Here is a 13,267-nt window from a genome sequence, read left to right as displayed (position 1 = left end):
GCCCGGCAGTATTTCCTCCCCCTATGCCGCAGATTTCCTCACTCTGAAACTTCCCTCAGCTCTATCTATCCTTATTCATTGGTGCTCTATGGAGCCTCGAATGATTTGGAGCGGTTGCTGCTATGAAACAGGGACAGGCGAAAGCAAAAAGCGTAAGGCAGATATTGGCGCTAACGCTCTGTAGCTTTATCTCCTGTACCGCCGCTGCGCAAAGTTCGGAGCCTGCAACAGCTGCCAGCCTAACTTCCAAAGAGCCCGATGACTGGCGCTTCCTTGCCACTCCTTATCTTTTCCTCCCGCTTCGCACTAAAGGGACTTCTACTGTCGCTGACACCAGTGTCGATATTGATCTGGATTTAAGCAAAACCCTGGAGCTCCTCAACGCTGCATTTTCTGTACGTCTGGAAGCCTGGAATGGGCGCTTTGGGGTAGTGGCGGATCTCTACTATGTGCACCTCAGACTGGACAAGGGAGCAACCATAACCCCGCCGCGAAACCCACAGCTGGATATCGATATAGATATTGATGTTGAGGTGGATGCTCGCCAGGGCTGGATAAATGCCCTAGCCGGTTACCGGATTTTAGAAGGGAACCTGGCTAATAGTGGGCGAAAGTACTTCGTTGATGTGGGAGCGGGTTTGCGCTGGAACCGATTGAAGCAGGAAGTGAAAGCACGAGCGGGAATTAACATAGGCCCCAGGCCCGAATTTAGGAATCGCCTTGGAGGCAAACAGAGTTGGTGGGAACCTACACTATCTGCGCGAGGTGCAATCGGAATTACTGAATGCCTAACCATTGCTGTACGCACGGAACTGGGAGGCTTTGGCGCTGGGGGTGATGACTTACAGTGGAATCTACTAGCCGGATTCGACTGGCGCGCCTGGAAGACAACCTCGCTGCGTTTTGGGTATCAGTATTACAGTATTGACTATTCCGATCGACTCTCTGACGGGCGGTTTGCTTATGATATTACTCAACATGGCCCGTATATTGCGGCAACTTGGCGGTGGTAGCTGAGCTAGTTATATTGGTGATCAGGGTGTGTGGTTCTGCTCACAGATCTTGTTGGTGACAGTTATTTTTGAAGAAACTAAGATCTTTGGCGTAATAATTTTAATATCACAGAGTTGGTTGTTTATCTTGGATTCGCAATAGTGGTTATATGGATCATTTTTCACTTGGTTCTATAGTCTAGTTTATATGCATCTAATTGATTTGATACTGAAAAGTAAATGTGAGGAGCGAATTTACATTTGAAATAGTCGTCAAGCTAATGGTGGCCTGCGGGTGACCATATACATAGCTAAATTTCACTGATACATGAGTCAGGAAGTGAAAGTAGAGTATATCTTTGATAGAAAACCAGTTGGTATATTTATACGAATACTCAATGATGTTAAGTTTGAACTCGGTGACTACCCGAATTTAGCCGGTTGTTTAATCAAGCGATTGGTCACTCAGTCGAGGATATTAAAGGAGGGTAGCATTCCTGATCTCGGTATTTTCAGTTTGTCGACGCACTTAACAAGTTGCCCAAGTGCATACTGGTCTGTTGGACTTCCATGGGGCAGCCTAGATTCCATTTTGGATGTCCTTTATTAAGGTGTTAAATGTTGCGGGGAATTACAAATATATGTTGTGGATAATAAATATTGTAGGGTTGCTCACTTCGTGGCACTTTATGGACCTCAATTCTGACTCTTCCTTTAAAAGCGAAGTTTGCCCAACACTATTGGTTATATTTGCAATTTGTCTACTTACGGATGTGGTGTGTACTCTTAGTTCTGGTGGTAGCGGTGGGGGTCGTGGAGGTGGCTTCTTTGGTGGCGGTGACGGTGGCGGAGGTTGTGGTGGCGATGGTGGAGGCTGTTAAGTGTATGATATATTCAACAAAGCCATCAATTGAGAGGTGAATTAAAAAGCCTATATGTGGTTTGCTCATCACTCGCGATTATACTTGGCTCATTGTTTCTAATTAGTGAGATAGGTTTTCCAAAGATCTGGATTGTTTTTGTTGTAATTGTAACTTTTTATATTGCTTGGTTATTGGCTCGATCATTCACTAGGGCTATAGAATGCGGTTCTTGTAATTGTGAACTTGGGGCAGTGTTAATGCAATTGGGTAAAAATTCAAACCAAGGCTTTTGCCCAAAGTGTGGCAGTGAAATTGAATAACAAAATTGGGTAGCCTCACCCGCAATAAATGCTCGCAGGACACTCTGTACGTGGGTCCGGTTGCCGCAGCCAAAGGCGTGAAGTATTGAATTGGAATCAAAGTATGAAAGGATTTTGCGGGCAAGCGAAGTTATCGACGGTTTTTCTGGGTTACCTTTTGTTGCCATTATTTCCGTTGTGCTTACTTTATTTAAGTATTCCTGTTTCACCGTATTCAGAACTGATGCTGGACTCAACTGTCGCTATTTGGTGTGTTGCAGGAGCGGTCGCAATATGGCGCTGTGCATTCAATTCACCATTTCAAGTTCTGGGGTATTTCGCTCGTATGATTTCAGTTCTATTAATGGTGGTGCTATTTGCCAGCTTGTCCAGCTTTATTGTAACGCTCATGGGGTTGGCCATATTTGGTGCTCCCCAGTGAGTACACTTAAATACCCAATTAATTAAGTTTCTTTGGCACTCGGCAGTTTGCACCCCGCTTCGCAACATTTCGACTGCGGGTTGTTAAAACGTGAAGGTATACATCGTGCAATTACCATGTACTCTTTGGCGTTAGCATTAATGTTGTTTCTCTATGTGGGTGATTTATGGGTATCGGTGTGGCTAAGTAGTTGATCAGGTAATGAAACATATAAGGCTGAGTTTGTTTTTTGCCGTCTACACCGCCGTGGCTCGATCCTCGTGGTAGATCTTTCTCAATAGCTTTAAAAACAGATTCTTCGAACCGGTTTCGCCATCGAGCAATTTTATGGGCACTAAAGAGGAAGCATTCAACAATTTCTCCATTCGATAAATCTTCATCGGCAAGCAATACAATTGGTAGAGGCTCTTGTGGCACTTCGGCAATACTGGCCCGGATAGGATTGAAGCCCATATAGATCATGCAGATTACTAGAGCCCTCTCATCCAGCGGAGCCTGAGTTTGCTCCGCTCTCTTCCTGCTTAAACTCCTTTATTCAGTGTCTCAGGTTGTAGGTAGTGATTCCTGCAGTCTCTCCGGCCTTAGAAATCGAATACTCTTGTTCGGAAAGGGGTGCAGTGTCTTTCTTGCCTCTGCCAGCATGTATCTTTTGTTGTCATACTTCACCTTGCTTGGTAGCTTTGCCAGCTTGGGGGAGTGTTCGGGAGTATTAGACTACTACGCAGAGACACTACAGAGTCATTTGGAATCTTTCTAATTTCAATTCTAGCCTATTGATATTTCCGAAACGTAATACCGCTTATCGTGTGTTCGTTTAAAAGGTTTTTGAGTGTGTCGCCATGCGTGTAGACTCCTTCGTACCCTTTTACTGAAAATAAAAGTTGCCCTTTAACTTTTGATTCATCAAGATAGGCATGTTCAATAAGGCCAACCTGCCCGTCTTCCTCTATCTCATATCGGCTTTTCTCTTTGACGATAGCATCGATCTCATTAGTGCAGTGGAGTAGATGCCAGGTTTCTTCTTCAAAAATATGGCTTAATGGTAGAAACTCTGAATATGGTTCTAGGTCATTTTTGAGTTTATTGTATGCAAATGGTCTTAGGCAAAAATTTAAACCGAGAGACACAATATCAGGGATATAAACTTTTTTAAGAGCTTCCACGTCTATGTCGCTTGTAATATATCTGATGGGCGGAGGGGTGGCAGGCCATTTATCTTTAATAGGTTTGCCTTTGTTTTGCATTAGTTTTATAAGTAAGGAAGGGTTCTCCTTGGCTAAATGAACATTAACGGTATGTTCTCTGCTTAAGTCTTCTTCTAGTGTATAAATCATATTGGGAAAACCCCTTTTTCAAGCTCTGTTGCAATCGCGCTTAATGTTTTAATGATATCTTTCTTTCCTCCGCCCTTACTCACGGTTGCGTTTAATCGGCGTAAAACGGTTTTGTGGTATAGTCTCGTATGCGTTTCTCTGTGGCTTTTTTGTATGTTGGGCATGTCAGGATGTGGGATATATTTACTATCACTTGGCAGGTAAACTCCATTGGTTGGGTGATTGATATCTATACCAAACATAGTTAAAACGGCACGAGCAGTTTCCGCTCTTTCATCGGTAAGTCCTACAATATGGTGAGCGTCAAAATTGGGGCCAGGCGCATATATTTTATTGGCCTCCATATTTTCTCGCAATTGATTTGAAATTCGCCTGATCGTTTCTCTTCTGGAAATAAATCGAGAATTATGTCGGGCTTGCAGCCAGTCAGTTACGAACTTTCCTGATACGCCTGTTCTTACAAATTCGCTTATACCCGCTATGTCCTCCCCCATACATATATTGAGGAGTTTATAGGTTTCATCGGCTAATTTTTGGTCCTGAATTGTGAGCCTTAAGCTTAGATGTAACTCTTGATCGGAAAGTGAGTCTAGCTCCACTTCAGTGTCTGGTGGGCCGGGATGGAATTTACGAGCCATAAAATACTGCCTCAGTTTGACTGTTACATGTATCTATCAGGATTTAACTGGACTGTAAGTAATCAATGACTATTAATCAACAACAATCTTGGATTCCCATAGATTGAAAGATCAAAAAACAGGCAAAATTTGCATGGTATTAGTTAGTAGTCGGCACATTGGCTTCCGAGTAGGTGGTAATTGCGTACAAGAAATATTTTTGAGGATTATCGAGGGACGGGTAGAGAGTATTCTATAACAAACAGTTCACTCAAATCAGTATAGTCTTGGCGCGCTCAACTTTCTTCAATATAGCCTCTGCACTCTTGGTCCAAGCAAAAGGCTCGAGGTTAGCATTGTGAACATCTATGAACTCCATTATCTTTTGCTCTAGACCTTTTATTGACGCAAAGACACCACGACGAATTTGTTTTCCTATGATTAACCCAAAGAAGTGTTCAACAAGGTTCAGTCAAGCTGGTCTGGTTGGTATGAAATGCACTAACAAACTTCAACCCAATACCGACTAGATGGAGCTGCGGTATGCTACCAAAAGAGGCTAAATGTTTGGCCAGATTGAAGATAAAAAGAAATGATGCATAACAAGTCAAAATAGCAAGGGCCGGTGGGGGATGGATTAATGTGTGTCCTATTTGAGGTGCCAGGTGGTTTAACGAAGAGGTATGAGCTTTGAGTAAGTGGCTTTATCTGATATTGATTTTTGTTCTGGCTGGCCTGCTTTATCCGGCAATTTATTTCGTCGGTCTGGAAGAGTTATGGGACGGAACTTTACTCAAGGTCCCTGTGTACATTATCTATAGTGTGCTGATGGGATTCTTCTTGTATCCGTTCGTGGAGGGATATAGGCGCTTTAATATCGGTGATTTTTCATTTGCTATTATGTTTTTTATTACCGGGATTATTTTGCCTGTAATAAGCGGCGCTTTTTTAATAATTTTATTTGAGTCTATGTCAAAGTCCAGAAGCCGTGGGTGAGCAGCATATAGTCAGGCCAAACAAATTCGCCCAGTTGTTAGCAGAGCCGGATGGTCCCGGCTCTGCTTCGGTCGCCCTTGATGGCAATGTAAACTATTGGTAGAACTGTGAAACTAATTCGATGGTCACTGCTTTTTTGGGGGCTGCTTTGCTCTTGTTGGTGTTGGAGCCTTGAGTTTTCCTATGATAAAACTACGGACACCAACGGCTTTGGAAGTCATCGAAAATCGTTACCTTGACATTGAATCCCTTTCAAAAGAAGAAGTGGGACAGTATGAGTTTAATAAGCAGTGGATTGTTTGGAATTATGAGGAATTATTGAAATTCTCATTCACAAGGATGAAGTGTTTAGCGATTCTTGGTGTTATTACGGGGCTTCTAAGTATATTGGCTACAGTTTTCTGGCCTCGCCTAACTAGAAAAATACCGGTTAAATTCTTTCAGGGCAGGAATACGAGTATAGTTAAATGTAGTAGTTCAGACTTGATCTAATTACCCCGCATAGGAAAGTTCGATAAGCTCAACTGTGCGGTACCCTGGATACCCGCATTGTTCCGATTCCCCACCATCGGAAAGTTCGATAAGCTTTTTCTAGCCGGTAGCATCCGTCGGGCCTCGTTCCGATTCCCCACCATCGGAAAGTTCGATAAGCTGACGAGGAAATGGACCATTTCACCCGCGTGGTTCCGATTCCCCACCATCGGAAAATTCGATAAGCTAGGAGGAGCCCAACCTATTGATTTGGTTGGGCTTTTTTCTAGATAAGGAGTATCTGTTGCGGGGCATTGGGGCGCTGCTGTTTGGGTTCTGGGCCAAGAAACTCCCGGGTCATACTGTATTGTTTGTCAGTCATCAACATAAAGGCCACTTTGGCATCTGCCGGGATTTGCTTTTTTAAGCGCTCGATCATGGCCTCGGCGCTGGCGAGCGTGGGAAAGTGACGTACATACAGGGAATATTGCACCTGCGAGAAGGCGTAGTTTAACAGCTTTCTGCGAAACACCGTGTAGTCATGTCTGGCTTCGGCGGTGCCAACCGGGCAGTCGTATACGGTGATTAGCCACATAACTCTCCATCCATTGATTGACATAGTGGGTCCTGACGGAACTTTGCCGCAGCCGTAAATCCCTCCCCGGTAAAACTGTTTAAGCCGTTTCTGAGTGATCTGGCAGTAGCAGTGCTGGCTTCTTATTTGGGTCTTCCAGTTGTTGGATAAAGCTATTGACGGTTTGTTTTACTGCTGCCGGCAAGCGGAAATCTTTGCCCTGTAGTTGGATGGGAGCCGAATAAATACGATCGAGTAGTTGTCGCCTGGATTCCGCGTCCAGCGGTTGCGGGGCTGGATTGCCTTCACTGGCAACAGTATCCTCAACCAGAAAGCGGTAAGCTTCTAAAAAGTCGTCCGCCAGGTTAAATGGGTTTTCCTGGCTGTGATGCCCTAGCCCCAACTCTGGCCTGAGTGACGCAATTGCTAGTTCTCGGGCGATCAGTGAGCGAATAATGGTGTAACCAAAATTCAATCGGGCGTTGAGTGGGTCTGTGGCTCCGTGCTTCTCCCGCTGAAAGGGGGTGCCGAATAGCTCTCGCCAGTAAATTTTAGCGCCTTGCCCCTCCAGGTTGGCGGGGTCTCCATCCTTAACGTTTTTGGATAAGCGAAGCAGGCGCTGTACAGACTTTTGCTGCCGTTTCTGTAGGGTTTTTGCTTGGGTTCCCAAGCGGGCGGCCACCAGTTTCCTCCATAGTGCTCCAGTCTTTCCCGATTGCTCGAGGGCGAGTTGTTGGCGCAGTCGCAGGGTGGCTTGGCCACGACCGAATTCAGGCAGTAGGGCCCCGGCGGGGTGGTGCCGGCTGTCCGTGATGATGACAATAGCCCCCGCATCGGCTAGTGCCTGTAATACGGCGACGCTGATCCGGATTGCAAAGTGGTGTAAGCAGATGACTGCAATGTCCTGCGGAGGAATCCGGAGGGCATCCTCGTTTTCCCGACAGATACGCAGGCAGCCCAGGTGGATGCTGAGGGAGCAGGGGTTTTCAATCAGTAAAATATGCTGTTCTGACACCCGGACTCCCTTTGTGGGCTGGTTTATGGGGCGAGTTACACGGGCTCAAATTCCACAAAAAACTTGTTTGCAGATTTTTTCTTTTTACCCCAGTGTTTATTTAGTTGCTTAACGGGTTTGGTTTCCGTTGCGGGGGTTAATATTAGTAGAATATTTTTATCAACATTAAACTCGCGAACTAAAAAGTGGCGGCCAGATTGCTTCTCTCGCCAGGTATCGCCTTTATAAACACGAATACAATCCTCCGGCACCGGCTGCTCTTTAATGGCTAGGGCCTCAACAGCGCGAACTAGCGTGGGGGAGCTGATACCGCCGCTCTCCAGGCGCTTGGCTTCCAAATAGGCGTAACCCTCGGGGATTAAATATTTATGGTGGAGGCCCGAGCGGCTGCGGTGTTCAATACGCCGGCCATTGCGGCTGTGTTGATGGTAGCAGCGGACTTTGCGCAAAATATTACCCTGAAACTCAATCGGTGAATCAAGGGCTTCCTGGGGTGTTTGCCCGGCGGCAATACGCTGCTGAAAAACTTTGATGAGGTGCGCTTTAATTGTCTCCCCGGCGACTTCTTTGTTGATTGTTTCAATAACTTTTTCGGCCGTTTTCCCTTTGGGAGCCATTGCTGAAATCGGTTTTCGCTTCACCAGCCACGTTTCGCTCTCTCCCTCATGAGTTTGTTTTTCACTCAAGCCGTAGGCGGTATCTTCAAACAGGCAGGCATCCGGGTATCGATCCGTTTTGTGTTTCGGCCAGCAGGCTTTCACAGCCGCGAGGGTTAATTCGCGAATATTGGCAATGGCTGGGGTGAGTTCCAAACGCGGTTTTCTACCACTTGCTTCCTGCGCCCGCCGCCAGGCGTTTGCGTATTTCTGCAATAGGCTCCTGGAGGTGAGGGCGATCACAATGGCATCCACCAAGTGGTGGCGGTGATCGATGCGTTTATCCGGCTGTCGCGGAGTCCAGCTTTCCTGCGTTGCGGTGTGGCCCTCCCAATATTGGCGGTGGCGCTCAAATTCTTCCCTGGAGATTTCCTTCCCGTCCATATCGGCGATGGGCAGGCCGCTATCGAGCCGCGCCTGGGGAATAACGGTATTCAGTTTCCAGCGATGGCGCAGATCGGCGGTAAGCTGGCCCCGGGACACATAGACCTGGCAGCCCAGTTCAGACAGCCACTGCGCCGCCACTTTAGCCAGCCAGGAGGTCTCGTGCAGCTGTCGTTCGGCAAACCCGGCGATACTCTCGTCCGTCAGCACCTCTTGCTCATAGTCTCTCATAACCAGCAGCGCGGACTTCCGGTAGTACTTTTGTTTGCTCCGCTTTTGCAGCGCCTCTGCGCGAGACTCGATTAGCCGCCAGCGTTCAGGGTCGCGGCCAAACGCCTGATAGGGGGTGCGATTGCCTTTTTCATCGTTGCAAGCGCGGTGGGACAGCACCAGTTCAGAGCGACGCCGGCCGACGTTGGTCAGTGAGCGCGGCAAAATATGCTCCAAGTTGGTTTCGGCCCCGGAAAGTGCCTGTTCCAGACCAATGCTCTTCTCACAATAGGGACACTGATGGCCCTGTTCCTCCCACAGTTGATAACAGAGAATACGGGTGGAGCTTACAGTGATACCGTGTTCGGCAATTTTTTCGGCAGCCGCCTTGCGCGCTTTGGCAAACAGGTTGTTTTGTCGCTCCTGTTCATTGCGTGCCTTGGGCCCTTTTTTCATTTCTCTGGCAAGCTCGATAACAATCTGTTCCGGCTTGCCGTTGAGTCTGGTGATGGCTCGATTGATAACGGTGCGCAATTGTCGCAGGGCAATATCAACCGTGTCATTTCCTGTAACTGGAGGCGCTCCCAGTAGAGGGTGGTCACTGGCAATTGGTGGTTTCGCCGTATCGAGAAAGCAGGCTTGAATAGCGGAGTGTTCGCTGAGTTTGGCCCCCGGATTTTCCTCTTCCTGTTGCCTGATCCACTCTGTTAACTGTGTCAGTGCCTTCACCGAGTAGCTGGCCCGCCCGCTGTCAAAGCCCATTGCCGACAGGCGGCCAAACTTAGGCTGGGTCCTGAGCTTGTCGATAAATGATCGGAATTCAGCGGAGAAGCTTTTCGGCTGATTGTTTTTACCGACAAAGCGCTGGTGCCAATCGTCGCTATCCAATTGTTCTGGGGAACCGAGATCTGCGAGAAAATTAATAACCTGAATTTGTGTGATAGTTTGCAGCTTTTCCCAGCAGTCATCCAGTTTGAGGGATCGCCAGGCGGCCAGTGTTGAGTTCCCGCTTAAGTATTCCCGCCCACCCAGCTGTGCCCTGTCCATATTGAGGGATTTTCCGGCCGGAGGATTCTGCCCTGCCTTTTCCAATGATTTTTCGATACGGCTAAAGGATACCTCGCGGGACTCATTCATCAGTGCTCTTATTATTGAGCGCTGCTCTCTGGTGAGAGGTGAGGCATGCTTGCCTCTGCCCCAGCGCAGGTCTAGCAGTTGTTTTTCAATACGGAACTGTTGTGCCGACATCTGCGCCCGGGGCGCTCGCAAGTGGAACTCGCTCAGCGGGCATTTTGCCACCTTATCCTCGGGGGACTTCAGCGGGCGCTGAAAAAAAAGGACATCAAAAAAAGACTGCCTTATTTCCGGGTTGCGCAGTGCAGGATGATATTGCTGCTGGGTAGCCCAGATCTGGTTGAACTCAAATACAAGGTCTTCCCTGAGTGTGTACATATTTGGCAGGCTTTCGCCGGCACTGTCCAGGTTGAGCGCGGAGCGAAAAGCGGGATATTGCGGGCAGTGATAGATGCCTTCGCTGGCAACTTTTAGTCTGGTAGGCAAATTGAATTGCTTTCTGAGGTGCAGGTATTCACCGATAGTTGCGCGGGCAACCTGTAAACTTTGCGATAAGGCCTCCAGCTCTTCAGTAAGGCGAAGATTGCCGCTCTTGACCTCGCCCGCTTCCGCCTGCTTCGATTGAACCTTTAGGGTGCCGCCATAACCTCGACGTTTGCTGATATGCATTAACACCTGGTGGAAACTTTCCAGGTCAATTTCCTCCCGCGCAGCCTTGGCTCGCAAATAGTGAACCTGGGCATTTGCAGTTGGTACCGGTGTGTGCGTTAAGCCGAGTAGGGGTTTAAGGGTGGCCAGGTGTTTAAGCCGACCCGCCCGCCGCTCTATCTGCCGCCGCTGTAGCCGGGCGCCCCTGCGCTCAGCCTTTTTGGGCTTGAGTTGCCCCTTATCATTTTCCAGGGGTTCCGAAAACAGCTGGCATTCCCACCAGATAAGATCCTGCGGCAGACCTTCTTGTTTTAAAGAAATTGCCGCAGCGCCGATAGACGCAGTGCCCAAATCAAGTCCAAGTTGATACATAGCGTTATCCCTAATACCTGCATTGGCTGGTTAGGTTACCGTGAAAGCAGATTAAATGGGAGATTGTAATGGAGGGTGTTGACTCAATTTTTATAAGGCGATAGCCTAAAAAGGTATCGAACTTTCCGATGGTGGGGACCTTCGGTAACAAGGTCAGGGCTTAGGCCCGAGACCAACGATATCTACGAGCCCCTTCGGGGGCTCTTTTAACAAAATATTTTCCGCTTTAATTGGTGCGCATATATTTTTTCCTGCGTGCTGTCTCATATTGATTGTTATTCTGAGTTTGTATCATTTTGTTTTATGCAGATAGCTCAGTGCATTGATTCTTCAGCTTTTAAGATCCTTAATATTTGTCGGTTTTTGGGGGGGGGAGATTTCTCAATTGCCGAGGAGTTGCCTGGCACTGATTTACTTTGGCTAGAAACTGAAAATTCTGGAGCGAGAAGGTTGTGAGCACTCTTTCTGGATACATTGAGCGCGAGAGTTACGAAGAAGTATTGGATAAGCTATAAGCACAATTTTGCTCCTCGATCATGAATCCAAGTAATCTCCTTCACAGTGCTATTTTTTATGATAAGCGATTACGCTGATGCAGTAGAGTAAATGGTAAGACACATGGTCATAAAATCTGTGCTCGGTAAGCTTTCACTCCTGCTTTTGATGATGTTTACTCTTATCTATATGTGGATGATTTTTCAATCCAGAGGTATAAGTGATCTTGCAGTAGAAAATAGTGCTTTCTGCGTATCCATTCCAATGTTTGGAATGATTGAAAGCCTGAATCTCGGAACAACTTCTGGAATTGTATTGTATGAAGTTACTAAGCAGCGCCGCGAGTGCCAGGAAAAGTACAAGAGAGCAAACCGTAGCGGCTAATAGAACGATGAAGTTGATGTCCTATTTGTGTTTTTTTACACGGTGGCTGCATTCTTTTCTTCAAATGGATAAAGAAACTTTCCTTATTGAATAGGCATCTACCTTTCGGTCGTAATTAATCTTGGGTAACTTATAAAGCAAGCAAAAATTGTTTCGTCTTTAAAGTCGCCCCAAAACGAGAAGACCAAAATCACTTTAATATGAGCAGAATAGAGTTTAAGGAGCTAACCCAAGTGAATCGAGATAAGCTGTTAGCTGTACTCAATGAGGATTCACTTAGGGAGCACTTAATTAAACATGAATACTTTGATGCCCAGAGTATTAATGAGTGGATCAAAGTTAAATTAGAAGTAGACTCCCTGCCTGGGTGCCGTGTTCGACTAATTTACATCGGTGGAGTATTAGCTGGGTGGTGTGGTATTCAACCTGACGATAACGGCTTTGAGATGGCTGTTGTCATATCTCAACAGTTTTGGGGTTCTGGACTCTCAGTATTCAAAACAATGATCGGTTGGGCTAAGGGGTTAGGGCATAAGGAAATAGTGTGTCATTTGCTTGATAGTAGGCCAGAATACAGGGCTTTGAAAAGAATATCCAAAACAGTGCATAAAACTGAGCTGTTGGGTCGATGTTTTACGACATACTGTATCGAACTCGATAAATATGTATAGATTAAACTATAACTGGTCGGTGTATCGTTTCTTTCTTGTTATATGAAAAAAATAAACTATGGCTTGGATTTTGGTTTCAGATATTTTTGGTCGTACAAAAGCGTTAGAGCGATTTGCAGCTGATCTTCCTGGTAGTGTGGAGATAGTTGATCCGTATAATTCAGGATTGATGAATTTCGATTGTGAAGTTGAGGCGTATTCACACTTTACATCAAAGGTTGGGTTCGATAAATACGTTGAAAAATTATCAGAACGAATCAGCGCATCATTTGGTTATGTGAGTTTAGTAGGTTTTAGTATTGGTGCATCGGCCATATGGAGATTATCTGATCATCAAGCTTTGAGTAATGTTTCAGGGGCAATTTTATTTTATAGTTCACAAGTTCGCCATTACGTCAAAGTTGATCCTATATTTCCTACGCGCTTGATATTCCCGGCGATGGAGCCTCATTTTTCTGTATCAGAGGTCATACAGACTTTGAAGCAGAAAGAGCAAGTGGAGGTTCATCATTCCACTTACCTTCATGGCTTTATGAATCCCCATTCCAGAAATTATAATGCAGAAGCTTATGCTAAATACAAGCAGATAGTATGTAATACGCCCTTCAATGACCCCATCTGTAAAGGTTTCAGTTGAGTGCAGTTCGTATTGGAGTTTGACAAATATCACATAGAGACAGTTGTTATTGGTTAGTTTGTGCAAGTATTTAGCTAACCGAGGCCTTTCCAAAGGTCATAAACTAATTGGAAAGCCGCTGGGAAGACCGAAC

The 13,267-nt window shown here is 46.3% G+C and carries 13 protein-coding genes; 7 read left to right on the top strand and 6 right to left on the bottom strand.

Annotated elements, in window-relative coordinates:
* The first annotated feature begins 122 nt into the window (after positions 1 to 122).
* The 3 genes from ACJJIW_RS21790 (at position 123) to ACJJIW_RS21780 (ending at position 2,596) form a co-directional block, all read left to right on the top strand.
* On the top strand, positions 123 to 1,013 hold the full coding sequence (locus tag ACJJIW_RS21790; RefSeq protein ID WP_444936347.1) for a hypothetical protein: 891 nt from the start codon (positions 123 to 125) through the stop codon (positions 1,011 to 1,013).
* Positions 1,014 to 1,633: 620 nt separating this feature from the next.
* Positions 1,634 to 1,873 (top strand): hypothetical protein, encoded by a 240-nt coding sequence (locus tag ACJJIW_RS21785; protein ID WP_444936346.1) that lies wholly within the window; start codon positions 1,634 to 1,636, stop codon positions 1,871 to 1,873.
* Between the two features lie 405 nt (positions 1,874 to 2,278).
* Entirely contained in the window at positions 2,279 to 2,596 is a 318-nt protein-coding gene (locus ACJJIW_RS21780) for a hypothetical protein (protein WP_444936345.1), read from the top strand.
* Between the two features lie 111 nt (positions 2,597 to 2,707).
* On the opposite strand, the gene ACJJIW_RS21775 is transcribed toward ACJJIW_RS21780, so the two are convergent.
* From ACJJIW_RS21775 to ACJJIW_RS21765, 3 genes are all read right to left on the bottom strand, one after another.
* Positions 2,708 to 3,058 (bottom strand): hypothetical protein, encoded by a 351-nt coding sequence (locus ACJJIW_RS21775; RefSeq protein WP_444936344.1) that lies wholly within the window; start codon positions 3,056 to 3,058, stop codon positions 2,708 to 2,710.
* 308 nt (positions 3,059 to 3,366) lie between these two features.
* Complete coding sequence (locus tag ACJJIW_RS21770; RefSeq protein WP_444936343.1) at positions 3,367 to 3,930, bottom strand: hypothetical protein; 564 nt, start codon at positions 3,928 to 3,930, stop codon at positions 3,367 to 3,369.
* Complete coding sequence (locus ACJJIW_RS21765) at positions 3,927 to 4,568, bottom strand: AHH domain-containing protein (RefSeq protein ID WP_444936342.1); 642 nt, start codon at positions 4,566 to 4,568, stop codon at positions 3,927 to 3,929. The genes ACJJIW_RS21770 and ACJJIW_RS21765 overlap by 4 nt, the downstream gene beginning before the upstream one ends.
* 669 nt (positions 4,569 to 5,237) lie before the next feature.
* On the opposite strand from ACJJIW_RS21765, the gene ACJJIW_RS21760 reads away from it, so the two are divergent.
* Positions 5,238 to 5,543, top strand: a complete 306-nt coding sequence (locus ACJJIW_RS21760) for a hypothetical protein (protein WP_444936341.1) — start codon at positions 5,238 to 5,240, stop codon at positions 5,541 to 5,543.
* Between the two features lie 757 nt (positions 5,544 to 6,300).
* Here the strand turns inward: ACJJIW_RS21760 and cas2 are convergent.
* From cas2 to cas9, 3 genes are read right to left on the bottom strand one after another with little or no spacing between them, the layout of a single operon-like run.
* Positions 6,301 to 6,633: a CRISPR-associated endonuclease Cas2 gene (cas2, locus tag ACJJIW_RS21755; protein WP_444936340.1), complete on the bottom strand. Its 333-nt coding sequence runs from the start codon at positions 6,631 to 6,633 to the stop codon at positions 6,301 to 6,303.
* A gap of 55 nt (positions 6,634 to 6,688) precedes the next feature.
* Positions 6,689 to 7,603: a type II CRISPR-associated endonuclease Cas1 gene (gene cas1 / locus ACJJIW_RS21750; RefSeq protein ID WP_444936339.1), complete on the bottom strand. Its 915-nt coding sequence runs from the start codon at positions 7,601 to 7,603 to the stop codon at positions 6,689 to 6,691.
* Between the two features lie 35 nt (positions 7,604 to 7,638).
* Positions 7,639 to 10,947 carry a type II CRISPR RNA-guided endonuclease Cas9 gene (gene cas9, locus ACJJIW_RS21745; RefSeq protein WP_444936338.1) on the bottom strand — a complete coding sequence of 1,103 codons (3,309 nt, stop codon included), beginning with the start codon at positions 10,945 to 10,947 and terminating at the stop codon, positions 7,639 to 7,641.
* Between the two features lie 618 nt (positions 10,948 to 11,565).
* Between cas9 and ACJJIW_RS21740 the strand changes: the two genes are divergently transcribed.
* The 3 genes from ACJJIW_RS21740 (at position 11,566) to ACJJIW_RS21730 (ending at position 13,134) form a co-directional block, all read left to right on the top strand.
* The gene (locus tag ACJJIW_RS21740) at positions 11,566 to 11,826 is read left to right on the top strand and encodes a TrmH family RNA methyltransferase (RefSeq protein ID WP_444936337.1); all 261 of its coding nucleotides are present in this window, start codon (positions 11,566 to 11,568) and stop codon (positions 11,824 to 11,826) included.
* Positions 11,827 to 12,059: 233 nt separating this feature from the next.
* Positions 12,060 to 12,497: an N-acetyltransferase gene (locus ACJJIW_RS21735; RefSeq protein WP_444936336.1), complete on the top strand. Its 438-nt coding sequence runs from the start codon at positions 12,060 to 12,062 to the stop codon at positions 12,495 to 12,497.
* Between the two features lie 58 nt (positions 12,498 to 12,555).
* The gene (locus ACJJIW_RS21730; RefSeq protein ID WP_444936335.1) at positions 12,556 to 13,134 is read left to right on the top strand and encodes a dienelactone hydrolase family protein; all 579 of its coding nucleotides are present in this window, start codon (positions 12,556 to 12,558) and stop codon (positions 13,132 to 13,134) included.
* Positions 13,135 to 13,267: the final 133 nt, after the last annotated feature.

The sequence above is a fragment of the Microbulbifer maximicatervae (SeqCode) genome (assembly GCF_052467815.1).
The sequence above is the reverse complement of the archived record's forward strand: the minus strand, read 5'-3'. Positions and strand labels throughout refer to the sequence as shown.

Coding starts and splice junctions, on each gene's coding strand:
- ACJJIW_RS21785 (WP_444936346.1), top strand. CDS start 1,634: ATGTTGTGGATAATAAATATTGTAGGGTTGCTCACTTCGTGGCACTTT.
- ACJJIW_RS21775 (WP_444936344.1), bottom strand. CDS start 3,058: ATGATCTATATGGGCTTCAATCCTATCCGGGCCAGTATTGCCGAAGTG.
- ACJJIW_RS21730 (WP_444936335.1), top strand. CDS start 12,556: ATGGCTTGGATTTTGGTTTCAGATATTTTTGGTCGTACAAAAGCGTTA.
- ACJJIW_RS21770 (WP_444936343.1), bottom strand. CDS start 3,930: ATGATTTATACACTAGAAGAAGACTTAAGCAGAGAACATACCGTTAAT.
- ACJJIW_RS21765 (WP_444936342.1), bottom strand. CDS start 4,568: ATGGCTCGTAAATTCCATCCCGGCCCACCAGACACTGAAGTGGAGCTA.
- ACJJIW_RS21780 (WP_444936345.1), top strand. CDS start 2,279: ATGAAAGGATTTTGCGGGCAAGCGAAGTTATCGACGGTTTTTCTGGGT.
- ACJJIW_RS21790 (WP_444936347.1), top strand. CDS start 123: ATGAAACAGGGACAGGCGAAAGCAAAAAGCGTAAGGCAGATATTGGCG.
- cas2 (WP_444936340.1), bottom strand. CDS start 6,633: ATGTCAATCAATGGATGGAGAGTTATGTGGCTAATCACCGTATACGAC.
- cas9 (WP_444936338.1), bottom strand. CDS start 10,947: ATGTATCAACTTGGACTTGATTTGGGCACTGCGTCTATCGGCGCTGCG.
- ACJJIW_RS21740 (WP_444936337.1), top strand. CDS start 11,566: ATGGTCATAAAATCTGTGCTCGGTAAGCTTTCACTCCTGCTTTTGATG.